The organism is Pseudomonas allii, assembly GCF_055380095.1.
The window spans coordinates 5,553,866-5,571,147 of the sequence record NZ_AP039450.1 but is presented as its reverse complement, the minus strand read 5'-3'; the positions used below and the strand labels follow the sequence as shown (position 1 = coordinate 5,571,147).

Annotated in this window: 17 protein-coding genes; 10 read left to right on the top strand and 7 right to left on the bottom strand. The window is 61.2% G+C overall.

Annotation, left to right across the window (positions count from 1 at the left end; translation table 11 throughout):
- Positions 1–134: 134 nt before the first annotated feature.
- The 4 genes from ACZ445_RS25565 to antA form a co-directional block, all read right to left on the bottom strand.
- Entirely contained in the window at positions 135–1,535 is a 1,401-nt protein-coding gene (locus ACZ445_RS25565) for an amino acid permease (protein ID WP_058425693.1), read from the bottom strand.
- A gap of 71 nt (positions 1,536–1,606) precedes the next feature.
- Positions 1,607–2,614 carry an anthranilate 1,2-dioxygenase electron transfer component AntC gene (gene antC, locus ACZ445_RS25560; protein ID WP_058425694.1) on the bottom strand — a complete coding sequence of 336 codons (1,008 nt, stop codon included), beginning with the start codon at positions 2,612–2,614 and terminating at the stop codon, positions 1,607–1,609.
- Positions 2,615–2,724: 110 nt separating this feature from the next.
- A complete protein-coding gene (gene antB / locus ACZ445_RS25555; protein WP_058425695.1) occupies positions 2,725–3,216 on the bottom strand; it encodes an anthranilate 1,2-dioxygenase small subunit in 492 nt (163 codons plus the stop codon).
- A complete protein-coding gene (gene antA, locus ACZ445_RS25550) occupies positions 3,216–4,607 on the bottom strand; it encodes an anthranilate 1,2-dioxygenase large subunit (RefSeq protein ID WP_464707716.1) in 1,392 nt (463 codons plus the stop codon). The genes antB and antA overlap by 1 nt, the downstream gene beginning before the upstream one ends.
- Positions 4,608–4,919: 312 nt before the next feature.
- Between antA and ACZ445_RS25545 the strand changes: the two genes are divergently transcribed.
- Positions 4,920–5,906 carry an AraC family transcriptional regulator gene (locus ACZ445_RS25545; protein ID WP_179028702.1) on the top strand — a complete coding sequence of 329 codons (987 nt, stop codon included), beginning with the start codon at positions 4,920–4,922 and terminating at the stop codon, positions 5,904–5,906.
- Here ACZ445_RS25545 and ACZ445_RS25540 read toward each other — a convergent pair.
- Complete coding sequence (locus tag ACZ445_RS25540; protein ID WP_179028703.1) at positions 5,903–6,778, bottom strand: LysR family transcriptional regulator; 876 nt, start codon at positions 6,776–6,778, stop codon at positions 5,903–5,905. The genes ACZ445_RS25545 and ACZ445_RS25540 overlap by 4 nt on opposite strands.
- Before the next feature lie 114 nt (positions 6,779–6,892).
- Here ACZ445_RS25540 and ACZ445_RS25535 point away from each other — a divergent pair, with 114 nt between their 5' ends.
- Genes ACZ445_RS25535 through catA form a run of 3 tightly spaced genes read left to right on the top strand, consistent with a single transcriptional unit; the run spans position 6,893 to position 9,294 of the window.
- The gene (locus tag ACZ445_RS25535; RefSeq protein ID WP_179028704.1) at positions 6,893–8,020 is read left to right on the top strand and encodes a muconate cycloisomerase family protein; all 1,128 of its coding nucleotides are present in this window, start codon (positions 6,893–6,895) and stop codon (positions 8,018–8,020) included.
- Positions 8,021–8,032: 12 nt separating this feature from the next.
- On the top strand, positions 8,033–8,323 hold the full coding sequence (gene catC / locus ACZ445_RS25530) for a muconolactone Delta-isomerase (RefSeq protein WP_058425700.1): 291 nt from the start codon (positions 8,033–8,035) through the stop codon (positions 8,321–8,323).
- A gap of 41 nt (positions 8,324–8,364) precedes the next feature.
- Positions 8,365–9,294 carry a catechol 1,2-dioxygenase gene (gene catA, locus ACZ445_RS25525; RefSeq protein WP_058425701.1) on the top strand — a complete coding sequence of 310 codons (930 nt, stop codon included), beginning with the start codon at positions 8,365–8,367 and terminating at the stop codon, positions 9,292–9,294.
- Between the two features lie 124 nt (positions 9,295–9,418).
- Here catA and ACZ445_RS25520 read toward each other — a convergent pair whose 3' ends face one another.
- Positions 9,419–9,892, bottom strand: a complete 474-nt coding sequence (locus ACZ445_RS25520; RefSeq protein WP_003176072.1) for an Lrp/AsnC family transcriptional regulator — start codon at positions 9,890–9,892, stop codon at positions 9,419–9,421.
- Positions 9,893–10,036: 144 nt separating this feature from the next.
- Here ACZ445_RS25520 and kynU point away from each other — a divergent pair, with 144 nt between their 5' ends.
- Both kynU and ACZ445_RS25510 read left to right on the top strand, forming a co-directional pair.
- Entirely contained in the window at positions 10,037–11,287 is a 1,251-nt protein-coding gene (gene kynU, locus ACZ445_RS25515) for a kynureninase (protein WP_310863672.1), read from the top strand.
- Between the two features lie 163 nt (positions 11,288–11,450).
- Complete coding sequence (locus ACZ445_RS25510) at positions 11,451–12,857, top strand: amino acid permease (RefSeq protein WP_058425703.1); 1,407 nt, start codon at positions 11,451–11,453, stop codon at positions 12,855–12,857.
- Here ACZ445_RS25510 and ACZ445_RS25505 read toward each other — a convergent pair.
- Positions 12,803–13,693: a LysR family transcriptional regulator gene (locus ACZ445_RS25505; RefSeq protein WP_058425704.1), complete on the bottom strand. Its 891-nt coding sequence runs from the start codon at positions 13,691–13,693 to the stop codon at positions 12,803–12,805. The genes ACZ445_RS25510 and ACZ445_RS25505 overlap by 55 nt on opposite strands.
- 172 nt (positions 13,694–13,865) lie before the next feature.
- Here ACZ445_RS25505 and ACZ445_RS25500 point away from each other — a divergent pair, with 172 nt between their 5' ends.
- The 4 genes from ACZ445_RS25500 (at position 13,866) to ACZ445_RS25485 (ending at position 17,262) form a co-directional block, all read left to right on the top strand.
- Positions 13,866–14,630, top strand: a complete 765-nt coding sequence (locus ACZ445_RS25500) for a sulfite exporter TauE/SafE family protein (protein WP_179030025.1) — start codon at positions 13,866–13,868, stop codon at positions 14,628–14,630.
- Positions 14,631–14,747: 117 nt separating this feature from the next.
- Complete coding sequence (gene mdaB, locus ACZ445_RS25495) at positions 14,748–15,338, top strand: NADPH:quinone oxidoreductase MdaB (protein ID WP_179030026.1); 591 nt, start codon at positions 14,748–14,750, stop codon at positions 15,336–15,338.
- Between the two features lie 30 nt (positions 15,339–15,368).
- A complete protein-coding gene (locus ACZ445_RS25490) occupies positions 15,369–16,265 on the top strand; it encodes a LysR family transcriptional regulator (protein WP_179030027.1) in 897 nt (298 codons plus the stop codon).
- A 103-nt stretch (positions 16,266–16,368) separates the two neighbouring features.
- Complete coding sequence (locus tag ACZ445_RS25485; RefSeq protein WP_310863670.1) at positions 16,369–17,262, top strand: NAD-dependent epimerase/dehydratase family protein; 894 nt, start codon at positions 16,369–16,371, stop codon at positions 17,260–17,262.
- The last annotated feature ends 20 nt before the right edge of the window (positions 17,263–17,282 follow it).

Genomic DNA, 17,282 nt, shown 5'->3' with positions numbered 1-17,282 from the left:
CGGAATTCCGGGGCTTTTTATTTTGGAGTGCGATCAACACTGTGGGAGCGGGCTTGCTCGCGAAAGCGGTGGGTCAGCCAGCACATCTGGTGACTGACACACTGCATTCGCGAGCAAGCCCGCTCCCACAGGGGTTACTGCGCCACGGCTGCTTTCGTGTTTCGGACCCGCAACCGGTAAGCAATATAGATAATCCCCACCCACACCGGCATCGCATACACCGACTCGCTGATGCCCGGAATCGCCAGCATCACGCTGATGATCATTACCATGAACGCCAGGCACAGGTAGTTGCTGAACGGGAACCAGAAGGTCTTGAACGACGGCGTCAGGCCTTGTTCACCCATGGCTTTGCGGAACTTGATGTGGGTGATGCTGATCAGCGCCCAGTTGATCATCAGCGAGGCAACCACCAGCGCAAACAGCAACTCCAGGGCGCTCTTCGGTGCGACGTAGTTGACCACCACGCACAGCATCGTCACCAGGGCCGAAATCGCCAGGGCGCGGATCGGCACGCCTTGCTTGTTCAACTTCATCAGCGACTTGGGCGCATCGCCTTGCTCAGCCAGGCCGAACAGCATGCGGCTGTTGCAGTACACGCCGCTGTTGTACACCGACAGCGCCGCGGTCAGCACCACGAAGTTGAGGATGTGGGCGGCGGTGTCGTTACCGATTAGCGAGAAGATCTGCACAAACGGGCTGCCGCTGTAGGCATCGCCCGACGCGCCGAGGGTTTGCAGCAGTTGGTCCCATGGGTAGAGCGATAGCAGCACGGTCAGCGCGCCGACGTAGAAAATCAGGATGCGGTACACCACTTGGTTGATCGCTTTCGGGATCACCTTGCGCGGTTCGCTGGCCTCTGCGGCGGTGATGCCCACCAGCTCCAGGCCACCGAACGAGAACATGATGAACGCCATGGACATCAACAGCCCCATGCCGCCATTGGGGAAGAATCCGCCGTGGCTCCACAGGTTGCTGACCGAGGCCTGCGGGCCGCCGGTGCCGCTGAACAGCAGGTAGCAGCCGAGCACGATCATGCCGACAATCGCCACCACCTTGATGATCGCGAACCAGAACTCGGCTTCACCGAAGAACTTCACGTTGAGGGTGTTGATCAGGTTCACCGCCACGAAGAACACCAGCGCGCTGACCCAGGTCGGGATCTCCGGCCACCAGAACTGGATGTACTTGCCCACGGCCGTCAGTTCGGCCATGCCCACCAGCACGTACAGCACCCAGTAGTTCCAGCCGGCCAGGAAGCCTGCGTAGCCGCCCCAGTATTTGTGCGCGAAATGGCTGAAGGAACCGGCCACCGGCTCTTCGACGATCATTTCGCCGAGCTGGCGCATGATCAGGAACGCAATAAAACCGGCAATCGCGTAGCCGAGGATCATCGACGGCCCCGCCGACTTGAGTACCCCGGCCGAGCCGAGGAACAACCCCGTGCCGATCGCCCCTCCCAAGGCGATCAGCTGAATGTGCCGGTTCTTCAGGCCACGTTTGAGGCCCACCGGGTTAACCATGTCATCCGCCATTAACATTCCCTTCTACTTGTTTTTCTCAGGGTGGAGTGCACGCCGCATCTACCCCTCAGAAGTGCTGAGGGTCAGATATTACTCTGCGTGAACTTTTCGTAATACAACTGAACGCCATCAAGTGCCTGATCCGCCAGCCATTGTTGGACGGATTCGACCATCGGAGGGGGCCCGCACAGGTACATATCCGCCGATCTGTCCCGCCATTCGGCCAGGTCGAAATGCTCGGTGAGGTAGCCGCGCTTGCCGGGCCATTCGTCCGAGGACGCGCTAAGCACTTCGGTGTAGCGAAAGTCCGCGATTTTTGCGGCATAGGCCTGGATGCGCGCCGCTTCGCACAAATCTTCTGCGCCACGCACGCCGTAGTACAGGTGCACCGGTTGATCGCAACCATTGGCGGCCAGTTCATCGAGCATACCCAGCAACGCCGATAACCCGGTGCCGCCCGCCACCAGCACCAAGGGCTTGGTGACATGGCGCAGGTAGAAGGCGCCGAGTGGCGCTTCCATCCTCAGTTCATCGCCGACCTGGCAGCGTTCGCGCAGGTAGTTACTCATCACTCCATCGGGTAGCAGGCGCACCAGGAATTGCAGTTGATTGCCTGGCAGGTTGGCGAAGGAATACGAGCGCCAACTGTCTGTGCCAGGCACTGACAGGCGCGCATATTGGCCCGGCAGAAAATCCAGCGCCTGATCCAGCTGCACCCGCAGGATCGCCGTGCTGGCCGACACCTGCTCCAGCGCGCTCACGGTGCCCTTGAGCTGAACCGGCCCCGGCGCATTGCACAGGCCCGAATCAAAGTCGAAATAGAATGTCGCGTCGGACTTCACCCGTGTCTGGCAACTGAGCATCTTGCGCTGTTGCAGGTCGAGGCTGGAGAGCGCTTCTTCGTCGACATAGTCCTGGCTGTATTCGCCGGATTCGCAACGGCCCTGGCAAGTGCCGCACACGCCTTCGCGGCAATCCAGCGGGATTTTTATGCCATTGCGCAGCGCGGCATCCAGCAGGATTTCATGGGCCCCGACCGGGAAGAACAGGGTCTTGCCGTCGGCAAAACTGAAGGCCACTTTGTGATTCATTGGTTGAACTCCACGTATTGATGACCTGTGGCGAGCAGGCTTTTTGTGGCAAGCCCGCTCGCCACAAGAAGCCCGGTTGCCACAAACCCCTGTGCCACAAAAGTTCGCTGCTAGAGGTGATAGAAATCCAGCACCGAGTTAATGGTGTCGTTGAGCAGCAATGCGTGCTTGCGGGTGATCAACCAGCTGTCGCCTTCTGGTTTCAGGGTGTAGGTGGCGTGCCCGTAGAACTGCTCCGACGTGGCCAGGCGATAGAAAAGCGTGTGCCAGTTCAACTTGACCTCCAGCGTGCCATCCGCCTGTTCGGCGATGCGCACGTTATTGATCAAATGCAGCGTGCGCGGCATCGGTGTGGCCGACGCGGCCTTGCCGGTGCGCAGGCGGAACACGCGGTCCTCCAGGCCCGAGCGGTTGGCGTAATAGATCAACGACATCTCGCGCTTGGGATCGCGGGTGTAGACGTGTTCCGAGTCCCACTGCGGCAAGTGGAACTCACTCTGCGGGTCGAACAACTGCACATAGGCGTCCCAGTCCTGGGCGTCGCACAGCTCGGACTTGCGGTAGAAGAACTGTTCGATGCGGTACTGCAATGGGGCATTCATCATTTCACCTCCCGCAATTTCAGCGCTTGTTGATCGAGGCCGTTGAGCAGGAACTGCTGCCAGTTGCGGTGTTGGTTCACGTAGAGGCCTTCATGGGTGAACTCGGTGCCGGTCATCGCCGGTTGAATGCCGATGGCTTCGCTGTTCGGTGTGGGGCCGGTTGCCCAGCGGTGGCTGCCACGGGAGATATCGCTCCAGCGCTCCAGGCGGCCCTGGAACCCGCGCTGGGCTTCGCGGAACTCCACCAGGTCATCCGGCGTGCCCATGCCGGACACGTTGAAGAAGTCTTCGAACTGGCGGATGCGGTTCTCGCGATCGGCGTCGGACTCGCCCTTCACCCCTATGCATTGGCTGATGATCTCGGTCTTGTTCCACGCCACCGGGCGGATGATGCGCAGTTGCGAGCTGATCTGGTCGAGGAAGAACAGGCTCGGGTAGATATTCAGGTTGCGCAGGCGGTGCATCATCCACTCGGCCTTTTGCTGGCCGTGCTCGTGCACCAGGCGCGGCATGATGGTGGCGTAGCCGGAGCGCACGCTGGGGTTGGGCATGTCGCTGAACAGCACGCTGTGGCCATTGTTGAAGGCGAACCAGCCGTCATCGGTATTGGCGTCACCGGCGCCGAGCTTGCTGTAGTCCAGGGTGCTGCCGGCGCCTGTGCCGTTCTCGGTGTTCACCTGCTGGCGATGCTGCACCGTGGCCACGTAGTTGTAGTGCACGGTGCTGACGTGATAACCGTCCAGGCCGTTTTCGTTCTGCAGCTTCCAGTTGCCGTCGTAGGTGTAGGCGGATTTGCCCGGCAGCACTTCCAGCTCACCGGTGGCGGACTGCGCGACCATCATGTCGAAGAACACTTTGGCATCGCCGAGGAAGTTCTCCAGGCTGTCGCTGCCATTCACGTCCAGGCTGATAAATACGAAGCCCTTGTAGCTCTCGATGCGCGCCTTTTTCAGGCCACGTGTGGCCTTGTCGAAACCCTCCGGATATTCCCCCGGCGCCTTGACCTTCACCAGGCGGCCATCGCTCTTGTAGCACCAGGCATGGAACGGGCAGGTGAACGTGGATTGGTTGCCCTTGCCGACCCGCGTCAACGTGGTGCCGCGGTGCTGGCAGGCGTTGATCAGCGCATTGAGGCGGCCTTCGCCATCGCGAGTGATGATCATCGGCTGGCGCCCGGCGCGCATCGTCACGAAGTCGTGGTTGTTGGCCAGTTCGCTTTCGTGGCAGGCGTAGATCCAGTTTTTTTCGAAGATCAGTTCCATCTCCAGATCGAACAGTTCCGGCTCGGTGAACATGTCGCGGGCGATGCGGAACACTTCATCCACCGGGCGAAAGTCCAGGCAACCTTCGATAAACGTTTTCCACTGTTCGACGCTTCTTGCACCACTCATGGGAGGCACCTTTTTGATAGGGGCTAATCGGTGGTTCATTAGAGGCAGTGGGGCAGGGCGTGGGCTATCCGCTTAGTGGGGGAACCTGCGCCGGATAATTGGGCAGCAAATACCCAACCCGGTGCAGGAAGGTGACGGGATGCGCTACTGTCTTGCAGGGCAATGGCCGGAAAAACCGGTGGTTTATCCACTTAGTCGACTATTGCTATCCACCCGCTGGCCATTGCGCCGGCGTGGCGCATTATTTGCTGTCGAACAACAACGACGCGCCGCCAGAGCGCGCAACAGCCTAACCGCCGTGGGTGCACCCTGATGAGCAGCCAAACGATTCAACGCTTCGACCTGGAAGGCGCCCGCAGCTGGATGTCCGGCATCTGCGGCCCCCATCGCCTGGCCACCAATACGCCGGAGCGCCTGCGCTTTCACCACAGCGCCAACGTGTTCAAGTCCCGCGCCACCACCCTGGGCGTGATCGAATACGGCACCGACGTGACCATCGACATCGAAGACGCCGAGCACTTCAGCAGCTACAGCCTGAGCCTGCCGTTGGTGGGCGAGCAGGAGTTGAGCAAGAACGGTGAGCGCCTGAGTTCCAACCGCGACCAGGGCGTGATCATCTCGCCCAACGAGCATCAGGTGCTGGCGATTTCCGGCGATTGCCGCAAGCTGCAGGTGGTGATCACGCGGGCGGCGATGAGTGAATCGCTGGAAGGTCTGCTGCAACGGCCGATTGAGGCGCCGCTGCGCTTTGAGTCGGTGATGGACGCAGTGGACGGGGCTTCGGCATCCTGGTGGCGCATGGCGCGCTACTTCATCGCCGAGCTGGAACACGGCAGCGAGTTATACGAGCAGGCCGCCTTTACCCGCGACCTGGAAAGCTCGCTGATCAAAGGCCTGATCCTGGCCCAGCCGAACAACTACTCCGAAGAATTGCGCGATGTCCTCGGCGTGAAACTGCCGCATTACCTGATCCGTGCGCGGCAGTACATCCATGACAACGCTCGGGACACCGTGCACCTGGAAGACCTGGAAGCTGCTGCGGGGGTGTCGCGGTTCAAGTTGTTCGATGCCTTTCGCAAATATTTTGCCCTGTCGCCGATGGCCTATTTGAAGAAGCACCGGCTGTGCGCGGTACGCCAGGAAATCCTCGAGCACGGCTCTACCCGCACCATTTCCGAAATCGCCCTGGGCTGGGGCTTTACTCACCTTGGGCGGTTCTCGGCGGAGTATCGCAAGCTGTTCGATGAGTCGCCGAGCCAGACCCAGCAGCGCAACGATGCGCGGCGCCTGCGTGGCTAGATCAACTCTTCCACCAATTGCAGGCAATGACTGAGCCCTGGCGACTGATCATTCACCCGTCGGCTGAGGATGATCGGCGAGGTCGCGGTGGCCTCCACCACCGGCGTGTAGCCGATGTCTGCGCGGTGCAGCACTTGCACCGAGGCCGGCACCAGCGTCACGCCCATGCCGGCACCGACCAGGCCGATGGCGGTCTGCAATTCGTTGGTCCACTGCGCCACCTTGAGGCTCAGGCCGTGGGCGTCGAACAGCGCGATCACATGGTCGGCATAGCTAGGCCGTGGGTTACCGGGGTAGAGCACAAAGGGCTCGGCGGCCAATTGGGCGAGGGTGGCGGGCGCATCGAGCAAGGGGTGGCCGGCAGGCAGCACGGCGACCAACCGGTCTTCCACCAGCACGCGCTGGACAATGGCCGGGTCATCGATGCGAATCCGCCCGAACCCCACATCGATGCGCCCGGCCTTGAGGGCTTCGACCTGCTGCAGGGTGGTCATCTCCGACAGGCCCAACTCCAGCTCCAGCGCGTCGTGGGTACGCAGTCGGCGGATCAATTCGGGCAGCACGCCGTACAGGGTCGACGGCGCAAAACCGATACCCAGCCACGTCTTCTCGCCCTGGCCGATGCGCCGGGTGTTGTCACAGACCTTGTTCAATTGCTCCAGCAACACGTTGGCGTGTTCATAAAAAAAACGCCCGGCCTCGGTCAGCCGCAGCGGTCGGCCACGCTCAAGCAAAATGACGCCCAGTTCATCCTCCAATTGCTGGATCTGCCGGCTCAATGGCGGCTGGGCGATGTGCAGGCGTTCGGCGGCGCGGGTGAAGTTGAGGGTTTCTCCCAGCACCTGGAAGTAGCGCAGGTGACGCAGTTCCATGACGGCTCCTTTCATACCTTTAAGGTATTGTGTGAGACCCATTCTATATTGGAAGCCTTGAAAAATACGGCACAGAATCGGCTAAAACCTATAAAGAACCCAACGGGTATTGCCATGCCGATTTGCCCCATCGAGTCGATCGAGACGATCATCGTCGACCTCCCCACCATCCGCCCGCACAAGCTGGCGATGCACACCATGCAAAACCAGACCCTGGTGATCATCCGCCTGCGCTGCGCCGACGGCATCGAAGGCATCGGCGAAGCCACCACCATTGGCGGCCTGAGCTACGGCAATGAAAGCCCCGACAGCATCAAGGTCAACATCGACCGCCACTTCGCGCCGCTGCTGATCGGCCAGGACGCCAGCAATATCAACGCCGCCATGTTGCGCCTGGAGCGCAGCATCCGTGGCAACACCTTTGCCAAGTCCGGTATCGAAAGCGCCTTGCTCGACGCCCTCGGTAAACGCCTGAACCTGCCGGTCAGCGAACTGCTCGGCGGGCGTGTGCGCGACGCGCTGCCGGTAGCCTGGACCCTGGCCAGCGGCAACACCGAGCAGGACATTGCCGAGGCCGAAAAGATGCTCGACCTGCGTCGCCACCGCATTTTCAAATTGAAGATCGGCGCTGGTGAAGTCAGCCACGACCTGGCCCATGTGATCGCGATCAAAAAGGCCCTGGGCGACCGCGCCAGCGTGCGCGTCGACGTCAACCAGGCCTGGGACGAAGCGGTGGCACTGCGGGCGTGCAAGGTGCTTGGCGACAATGGCATCGACCTGATCGAACAGCCCATCTCGCGCAATAACCGCAGCGGCATGGCGCGGCTCAACCTGTCGAGCCCGGCGCCGATCATGGCGGATGAATCCATCGAGTGCGTCGAGGACGCGTTCAACCTGGCCCGCGAAGGCGCGGCCTCGGTGTTCGCGCTCAAGATCGCCAAGAACGGCGGCCCCCGTGCGGTGTTGCGTACTGCTGCGATTGCCGAATCGGCGGGGATCGGCCTGTACGGCGGCACCATGCTCGAAGGGGGCATTGGCACCCTGGCGTCGGCCCATGCCTTTCTTACGCTGAACAAACTGGCGTGGGACACCGAACTGTTCGGCCCGTTGCTGCTCACCGAAGACATCCTCACCGAGCCGCCGGTGTACCGCGATTTCCAGCTGCATATCTCCACCGCACCGGGCCTGGGCCTGGCCATCGATGAAGAGCGCCTGGCGTTCTTCCGCCGTGACAAACACTAAGAGGCGCCTGCCATGTTGTTCCACGTAAAAATGACCGTGAACCTGCCGCTCGACATGAACCCCGAGCGCGCTGCCAGCCTCAAGGCTGACGAAAAAGCCCTGGCGCAGCGCCTGCAACAGGAAGGCAAATGGCGCCACCTGTGGCGCATCGCCGGGCACTACGCCAACTACAGCGTGTTCGATGTCGACAGCGTGCAGGACCTGCATGACCTGCTGATGCAACTGCCGCTGTTCCCCTATATGGCCATCGAAGTAAACGCCCTGTGCCGGCACCCGTCGTCGATCCATGAAGACGACCGCTAGGCTGGTTTCCAAACCAATAACTACAAGATGAGGAATGCACCATGTCCATCCGACTGTCCCAGACTGCCCATGCCCAACAGTTTCTCGAAGAAGCCAGCGGCAACCTCAACGACGCGGGTAACCCGCGTACCAAGGCGCTGATTTACCGGATCCTGCGCGACACCGTGAACATCATCGAAGACCTGGAAGTGACCCCGGAAGAGTTCTGGAAGGCGGTCAACTACCTCAACGAGCTGGGCAAGCACCAGGAAGCCGGATTGCTCGCCGCCGGGCTGGGCCTGGAGCATTACCTGGACTTGCTGATGGACGCTGCCGACGAGGAAGCCGGCAAATCCGGTGGCACGCCGCGCACCATTGAAGGGCCGTTGTATGTGGCTGGGGCGCCGTTGAGCAAGTACGAGGCGCGGCTGGATGATGGCAAGGACGACGCGGTGCCGCTGTTCATGCGCGGGCAGGTGCGTGACACCGATGGCAAGCCGCTGGCGGGGGCGATTGTGGACGTGTGGCAGGCCAACACGGGGGGGACTTATTCGTGGTTCGACCCGACCCAATCCGAATTCAACCTGCGCCGACGCATCGAGACTGATGCCCAGGGCAACTACCGGTTCCGCAGTATCGTGCCATCGGGCTACGGTTGCCCACCAACCGGGCCGACCCAGCAACTGCTGGATCAACTCGGACGCCACGGGCAGCGGCCGGCGCATATCCACTTCTTCATTTCGGCGCCGGGGCATCGGCACCTGACCACGCAGATCAACCTGTCGGATGACCCGTACCTGCATGACGACTTTGCCTATGCGACACGGGATGAGTTGATCGCCGAGATTCGCTTCAGCGACGACCCGCAACTGGCGCAGGAGTTTGGCGTGGAAGGGCGGTTTGCACAGATCGATTTTGACTTTGAGCTGCAGACAGCTGGTGCGCCGGTAGAACAAAAGCGCATGCAACGAGTCCGCGCTCTGGAAGATTAAACGCGATTCAAAAATGTGGGAGGGGGCTTGCCCCCGATGGCGGCGGTGAAGTCAATATATTAATTGGCTGAACCATTGCTATCGGGGGCAAGCCCCCTCCCACATTTGACCGATGGTGTTGCGGTTATTTGCGTACCACCAAGTCCAACACCTCATCCCGATCCTTGATCTTCTGCAACACAATCTCCGAGCGGATATCCATCACCCCCGCCGTGCGGTTCAGGTGGTTCACGATAAAGTCCGAAAAGTGCTTGAGGTTGCGCGCCTGCACCCGCAGCACATAGTTGCTGGCGCCGGTGATCACGTAGGCGCTGGCGACCTCCGGCCAACCTTGCACCTTCTTGATGAACGTCTCGTGCCAATCCTCCACATCCTGACGCAACGACAGGTGCACGATGGCCTCCAGCTCGATCCCCAACTGCTCCGCATTCAACACCGCACGGTAACCGCTGATGATGCCCTCGCTCTCCAGCAGGCGCAGACGGCGCAGGCAAGCGGACGGTGACAGCGCGACTTTTTCGGCCAATTCCTGGTTGCTGATGCGGCCATCCTGTTGCAGGAAATGCAGGAGGCGCAGGTCGGTGGCGTCGAGAATCATGGTTAGAATAAATCCGCGTGTTTGGGGGTTAAATTCGAATTTCCTACAGCTTAATTAGCCTGTTGCCCGCCACTTTGCACGAAAATTCTCTAAAAGTTCGTTCATTATTTGGCCCATCCCTACCTATAAAAACCAGGACAACCCATGACCACTCGAAGCCACTGCCAAGCCCTCGACGAACAGGACCCGCTGGCGCCATTGCGCCGCCAGTTTGCGTTGCCAGAGGGGGTGATCTACCTCGACGGCAATTCCCTCGGCGCCCGCCCGGTGAAGGCATTGGCACGGGCTCAGGCGGTGATTGCCGAAGAGTGGGGCAATGGCCTGATCCGCAGTTGGAACAGTGCTGGTTGGGCGGACCTGTCCCAGCGCCTGGGCAACCGCCTGGCGCCGCTGATCGGCGCGGGCGACGGCGAAGTGGTGATCACCGATACCACCTCGATCAACCTGTTCAAGGTGCTCAGCGCTGCGTTGACTGTGCAGCGTCAGCGCTCGCCTGCGCGCAAGGTGATCGTCAGCGAGGCGAGCAACTTTCCCACCGACCTGTACATCGCCGAGGGCCTGGCCGAGCTACTGCAACAGGGCTATTCCCTGCGCCTGGTGAACAGCCCGGACGAATTGCCCGAGGCCATCGACCAGGATGTGGCGGTGGTGATGCTCACCCACGTCAACTACAAGACCGGCTACATGTACGACATGCAAGCGCTGACCGCCCTGAGCCATGAATGCGGCGCGCTGAGCCTCTGGGACCTGGCGCACTCGGCAGGCGCGGTGCCCATCGACCTGCATCGGGCCGGTGCCGACTACGCGATTGGCTGCACCTACAAGTACCTCAACGGCGGCCCGGGCGCCCAGGCGTTTGTGTGGGTCAACCCGGTTCTGGTGGATGTGGTGCGCCAGCCATTGTCGGGCTGGTTCGGCCACACCCGGCAGTTCGCCATGGAGTCGACGTACGCACCGAGTGCCGGTATCGCGCGTTACCTGTGCGGCACCCAGCCGATCACCTCGCTGGCCACGGTGGAATGTGGGTTGGAGATTTTCGCCCAGACCGATATGGCGAGTTTGCGCAGCAAGTCCCTGGCGTTGACCGATCTGTTTATCGCATTGGTCGAAGCACGTTGCGCTGTTCATGAACTGGTGCTGATCACCCCGCGTGAACACGCCCGGCGCGGCAGTCATGTGAGCTTTGAACACCCCGAAGGCTATGCGGTGATCCAGGCCTTGATCGCCCGTGGCGTGATCGGTGACTACCGCGAGCCGCGCATCATGCGCTTTGGATTCACGCCGTTGTACACGAGTTTTACCGAGGTGTTTGACGCTGTGGAAATCCTGGGTGACATCCTCGACAACCGCACCTGGGACCAGGCGCAATTCAAAGTCCGCAACAGCGTCACCTGACCACAACGCAGATAAAAATGTGGGAGGGGGCTTACCCCCGATTGCAGTGTGCCAGCCAATACAGCGTTGACTGATCCACCGCTATCGGGGGCAAGCCCCCTCCCACAGGGAATCTGTGACAACCGTTCAATAGTGCAATCACAATAATAAAGGGGCACACCACGTGACTACGCCAGACACCGGCTTTGCCGAGATCACCCACCGCGAACTGGGCCTGCGGCGCCAGCTCACTTCCGGCCAGATGAGCATGATCGCCATCGGCGGCGCCATTGGCACCGGGCTGTTCATGGGCAGCGCCTACGCTATCGGGTATGCCGGGCCCAGTGTGCTGGTGAGCTACGCCATCGGCGCGTTGATCACCCTGCTGTTGATGGGCTGCCTGGCGGAGATGACGGTGGCGCATTCCACCTCCGGCTCGTTCGGCGCCTATGCCGAGTTCTACATCAGCCCGCTGGCCGGCTTCCTGGTGCGCTACGCCTACTGGGCGGCGATTGTGCTGGCGGTGGGCGCCGAGGTCACGGCGGTGGCGATGTACATGAAGTACTGGTTCGCCAACGTGCCGGAATGGGTGTGGATCGTGTCGTTTTCCAGCGTGCTGATCCTGCTCAACGCCATCAGCGTGAAGACCTTCGGCAACTTCGAATACTGGTTCTCGACGATCAAGATCAGCGCCATCGTCGGCTTCATCATCCTAGCGGTGTATGTAGTGTTCGGCTCCGGCAACCCGGAGTACGGCGTGCAGAACTACACGGCCCACGAGGGGTTTTTTCCCCATGGCCTGAGCGGCATGTGGATCGCGGTGATCGTGTCGATCTTCAGCTACCTGAGCGTGGAGATGATCGCGGTGGCCGCCGGTGAAGCCGCCGACCCGGAACAGGCGGTGAAGAAAGCCTTCCGTGCAACCATCGTGCGCCTGGTGGTGTTTTACCTGCTGACCCTGGCGCTGATGCTGGCCATCGTGCCGTGGAACCAGGCCGGGCAGACCCAGAGCCCGTTCGTCACGGTGATGCAGACCATCGGCATTCCCGGCGCCACCGGGGTGATGAATTTCGTGATCCTGATCGCGGCGCTCTCGGCCATGAACAGCCAGCTCTACATCACCACCCGCATGATGTTCAGCCTGTCCCGTGCCGGCTTCGCGCCCAAGTCCATGGGCACCTTGAGCAAGAGCGGCATCCCGCTGAACGCGTTGCTGCTGTCCAGCTCGGGCATCGCCCTGGCGACATTGCTCAACGTGGTGTACCCGGAAAGTTCGTTCACCTTGATGATGGCAATCTCGATGTTCGGCGCGATCTTCACCTGGTTCATGATTTTCCTCACCCACCTGTTCTTCCGTCGCTATCGCCAGCGCCACGGCGGGCCGAAGCTGTCGTTCCAACTGCGCTTTTTCCCCTACAGCACCTTGCTGGGCCTTGTGCTGATGGGCGCAGTGATGATCACCACGTATTTCACCGAGGCGTTCAAGATGACGCTGGTATTTGGCGTGCCGTTCCTGCTGATTCTGTCAGCGGTGTATTACGGGTTTTTCCGCAAGGGCAGGGCCAAGGCGTCGAACAAGGCCTTGGCGTAACCGGGCAGGCGTTCGAACGCGCGCGCGCATAACAGCAGCTTCCGGCAGGCCCACTCTTCTTGCAGGGGGTGGGCCTTGAAGGTGGGTTCCAGCGGCCAGCGCTCCAGTGCCGCCTGGGGCACGATACCCAGGCCGGCGCCGCGGGCAACCATGCGGATCACCCCATCAAACCCCTCGGCGCGGATGCGTGTTTGCAGGCGGAAACCTGCGTGCAATGCCTGTTCTTCGAGGTAAACCGTCAACGCGCTGTGGGCGGTGAGGCTCACAAAGTCGTGTTGCAGGCTATCGATAAAGCTCCCGGCGGTGAACGGATGATCCTGCGGTGTGATCAGCACCAGCGGGTCATCGCGAAACGGCAAGGTCTGCAGGCCGTGGGTGTCTACCGCGTCGGAAATGATCCCGAGGTCCGCCGTGCCCTGGCGCAAGGCCTGGGTGATGCGCAGGCTCGGCAGTTCCTGCAGGTCGATGTCGAGGTTGGGGTGTTCGCGCAAAAAATCCGCGAGCAACTCCGGCAGGTATTCGCTGAGGGCGGTGGTGTTGCACAGCAGGCGCACCTGGCCCTTGATGCCGTTGGCGTATTCCGCCAGGTCCTGTTGCAGGTGCTCGGCCTGTTGCAGCAGCAGGCGGGCATGGCGAGCCAGGGCTTTGCCGGCGGGTGTTGGGGTAACGCCACGGCGGCCACGCTCAAGAAACTCGATGCCCAGCGAAGCCTCCATCGCCCGGATACGCGCACTGGCGGCAGCCAGGGACAAATGGCTGCGGGCCGCCCCGGCGGTGATGTTACCGGTGTCGAAGATGTGCAGGTAAAGGCGCAGGTCTATCAGGTCAAAGTGCATGCCGGTGTTCTCGGGTGACTGGACTGGCCCCTTCGCGAGCAAGCCCCACCTTTGGAATGCATTCCAAAGGTGGGGCTTGCTCGCGAAGGCGGCATCAGCCTCTCATAAAACAAGAGGCTGCCTCAGTATATGGCGAATTTCAGCCTTCATCCAAAAGTCGCACAATCACCCCATGAATACATTCCTCGCGTTCTACCAACATATCGGCCCCGCCCTGACACTGCTGGTGATCGGCACCTTCGTGCTCGCCGGCACCGTCAAGGGGGTGATTGGCCTGGGCTTGCCGACAGTCTCCATGGGCTTGCTCGGCCTGGCTATGCTACCGACGCAGGCTGCGGCGTTGCTGATCATCCCTTCGACGATCACCAACCTGTGGCAACTGGCGTTTGGCGGTCATTTGAGTGCGTTGCTCAGGCGCTTGTGGCCGATGCTGCTGCTGATCTTCCTGGGCACTGGGCTGGGCACGTTGTGGCTGGGCATGAGCGGGGGAGGCTGGGTGGGCCATGCGTTGGGCGGGGCGTTGCTGGTGTATGCACTGAGCGGTTTGTTCCTGCCGACGTTCAACGTAAATCCTGCGACTGAACGTTGGCTGGGCCCCGTGTGCGGGGTGATCACCGGCATCATCACCTCGGCGACCGGTGTGTTCGTGATTCCTGCCGTGCCCTATCTGCAAGCCCTGGGTTTGAACCGCGATCAGTTGGTGCAGGCGCTGGGACTGTCGTTCACTGTTTCCACCCTGGCATTGGCCGCAGGGCTGGCCTGGCGCGGCACGCTCGGTGGCGGTGAAATCAACGCGTCGGTGCTGGCGCTGGTGCCGGCGCTGTTGGGCATGTGGCTGGGTCAAGTAGTGCGCCAGCGCATCAGTGCGCTGTTGTTCAAGCGCGTATTTTTCATCGGCATGGCGTTGTTGGGCGCCCATCTGCTGATCAGCGGTTAACAATGCGTGGTTGATTCGTGCTTTTTGGTCAAATGTATTTTGCCTCACCGCTGCTTATTCCGAGGGGGCAATGTCGATAGCCTGCCGGCAGACATTGTTAACCCCTCTGGATACCCCATGAAAAAAGTCCTCTTGCTCAACGGCGGCAAAAAGTTCGCTCACTCCGATGGCCGCTACAACGCTACCCTGCATGACACCGCTGTGGCGGCGTTGGATCGTGCTGGCATCGACGTCAAGGTTACCCATATCGACGACGGCTACGACGTGGCCGAAGAAGTCGGCAAATTCCTCTGGGCCGATGTGATCATCTACCAGATGCCCGGCTGGTGGATGGGCGCACCGTGGATCGTCAAGAAGTACATCGACGAAGTCTTCACCGAAGGCCACGGCAGCCTGTACGCCAGCGACGGTCGCACCCGTTCCGATGCCTCGCAGAAGTACGGCAGTGGTGGCCTGATCCACGGCAAGCAGTACATGTTGTCGCTGACCTGGAACGCACCGCAGCAAGCCTTCGACGACCCGACCGACTTCTTCGAAGCCAAGGGCGTGGACGCGGTGTACTTCCCGTTCCACAAGGCCAATGAGTTCCTCGGCATGACCGGCCTGCCCACGTTCCTGTGTGTGGACGTGATGAAACGCCCGGCCATCGAAGCCGACGTGGCGCGCTACGAGCAGCATCTGGCGCAGGTGTTCAATCTCTCGGTGTAAGCTGCGCTGAACCGATAACGAGGAGCGCCTGTGAAAGCCCGATCCGATGAGCTGCAGATCTTCGTCAGCGTGATTGAATGTGGTTCGATTTCCGCCGCCGCCGAGCAAGTCGGGCAGACGCCTTCGGCTGTCAGCCGCACCTTGTCACGCCTGGAAGCCAAGCTCGACACCACGCTGATCAACCGCACCACGCGACGCATGGACCTGACCGAAGAGGGCAAGTACTTCTTCGAGCAGGCCAAGGTGATCCTGGCGCAGATGGAAGAGCTGGAAGAGCGCCTGTCGTCGCGCCAGCAGAAACCGGCGGGGCGCCTGCGCGTCAACGCTGCCGTGCCGTTCATGCTGCATGGGATCGTGCCGTACATCGCCGAGTTTCGTAGCCTCTACCCGGATATCCAGTTGGAGTTGAACAGCGATGACGTGATCATCGACCTGCTGGAACAGAGCACCGATATTGCCATTCGCATCGGCGCCCTGGCGGACTCGACCCTGCACGCGCGATCTCTTGGCTGTACGCCGCTGCATATCCTCGCCAGCCCCGGCTACCTCAAGCAATACGGCACGCCCACCACGGTGGCCGAGCTGGCTAATCACACGCTGTTGGGGTTCACCCAGACCGAAACCCTCAACCACTGGCCGCTGCGCCATGTGGAAGGCGATCGCTGGCTGATCCAGCCCGGCGTGGCCGCGTCCAGCGGCGAAACCGTGCGCCAGCTGGCGCTGGAAGGGCAGGGTATCTGCTGCCTGTCGAACTTCATGACCATCGACGATATCGAGGCCGGGCGCCTGGTGCCGGTGCTGGAGGCGTTCAACAGTGGGTATCGCCAGCCGATCCACGCGGTGTTCTACCGCAACTCGCAGCTGGCATTGCGTATCCAGTGCTTCCTGGACTTTATCCAGGCCAAGCTGGCGCGGTATGCCTGCTGATTCGTGATCTGCGCGCAAGAGTGAATTGGGCGCCAGGGGCTTATTCGTCAAGGATGAGGCCTTGATACTGGGTCCATCACTTACCCAGTCAGGAGAGTCTTCCATGAACGTATTCATTACCGGCGCAGCAGGTTTTATCGGCGGTTCCATTGCCACCGGCCTGGTCAAGGCCGGCCACACCGTCACCGGCCTGGTGCGCAGCGCCGAACAGGCGGCCGAGATGACCGCACTGGGCATCAACCCGGTGATCGGCACCCTGGATGACGCGGCAGTATTGACCGAGCAAGCGCAACAGGCCGATGCGGTGATCAACGCCGCCAGCAGCGACCACCGTGCTGCCGTGGAAACCTTGATCGCGGCTTTGAAAGGTTCGAACAAGCCGTTTCTGCACACCAGCGGTTCGAGCATCGTCGGGGACGCGTCGGGCGGCAAGGCCAGCGATGTCATCTACTTCGAAGACAACCTGCCGGAGCCGACCGTCGACAAGGCCGCTCGTGTGGCCATCGACAATCTGATCCTCGCGGCGGCCAAAGATGGCGTGAACTCGGCGGTGATCTGCAACACCTTGATCTACGGCCACAGCCTGGGCGTGAAGCGCGACAGCGTGCAATTGCCGCGTCTGCTCAAGCAGGCACGCAAGAACGGCGTAGTGCGCCATGTGGGCACCGGGCAGAACATCTGGTCCAACGTGCACATTGAGGACGTTGTGGCGCTGTACCTGCTGGCGCTGACCAAGAACGTGCCGGGTACGTTCTACTTTGTGGAAAGCGGCGAGGCAGCGTTCATCGACATGACCACCGCCATCGCCGAAGCGCTGAAGCTGGGCAAACCGCAGGATTGGCCATTGGCCGAGGCTGAAGCCGAGTGGGGCTATGAAATGGCCAACTATGGCCTGGGCTCCAACAGTCGGGTGCGTGGCAAGCAGGCGCGTGAACTGTTGGGTTGGGCGCCGAAGCGTACGTCGGTGGTGGAGTGGATTCGCAACGAAATGGTGTGAGTTTCACTTGATCCCCAGGG

Bases quoted from the DNA above. Each gene is read 5' to 3' on its own strand.
- ACZ445_RS25565 (WP_058425693.1), bottom strand. From the start codon at position 1,535: ATGGCGGATGACATGGTTAACCCGGTGGGCCTCAAACGTGGCCTGAAG.
- antC (WP_058425694.1), bottom strand. From the start codon at position 2,614: ATGAATCACAAAGTGGCCTTCAGTTTTGCCGACGGCAAGACCCTGTTC.
- antB (WP_058425695.1), bottom strand. From the start codon at position 3,216: ATGAATGCCCCATTGCAGTACCGCATCGAACAGTTCTTCTACCGCAAG.
- antA (WP_464707716.1), bottom strand. From the start codon at position 4,607: ATGAGTGGTGCAAGAAGCGTCGAACAGTGGAAAACGTTTATCGAAGGT.
- ACZ445_RS25545 (WP_179028702.1), top strand. From the start codon at position 4,920: ATGAGCAGCCAAACGATTCAACGCTTCGACCTGGAAGGCGCCCGCAGC.
- ACZ445_RS25540 (WP_179028703.1), bottom strand. From the start codon at position 6,778: ATGGAACTGCGTCACCTGCGCTACTTCCAGGTGCTGGGAGAAACCCTC.
- ACZ445_RS25535 (WP_179028704.1), top strand. From the start codon at position 6,893: ATGCCGATTTGCCCCATCGAGTCGATCGAGACGATCATCGTCGACCTC.
- catC (WP_058425700.1), top strand. From the start codon at position 8,033: ATGTTGTTCCACGTAAAAATGACCGTGAACCTGCCGCTCGACATGAAC.
- catA (WP_058425701.1), top strand. From the start codon at position 8,365: ATGTCCATCCGACTGTCCCAGACTGCCCATGCCCAACAGTTTCTCGAA.
- ACZ445_RS25520 (WP_003176072.1), bottom strand. From the start codon at position 9,892: ATGATTCTCGACGCCACCGACCTGCGCCTCCTGCATTTCCTGCAACAG.
- kynU (WP_310863672.1), top strand. From the start codon at position 10,037: ATGACCACTCGAAGCCACTGCCAAGCCCTCGACGAACAGGACCCGCTG.
- ACZ445_RS25505 (WP_058425704.1), bottom strand. From the start codon at position 13,693: ATGCACTTTGACCTGATAGACCTGCGCCTTTACCTGCACATCTTCGAC.
- ACZ445_RS25500 (WP_179030025.1), top strand. From the start codon at position 13,866: ATGAATACATTCCTCGCGTTCTACCAACATATCGGCCCCGCCCTGACA.
- mdaB (WP_179030026.1), top strand. From the start codon at position 14,748: ATGAAAAAAGTCCTCTTGCTCAACGGCGGCAAAAAGTTCGCTCACTCC.
- ACZ445_RS25485 (WP_310863670.1), top strand. From the start codon at position 16,369: ATGAACGTATTCATTACCGGCGCAGCAGGTTTTATCGGCGGTTCCATT.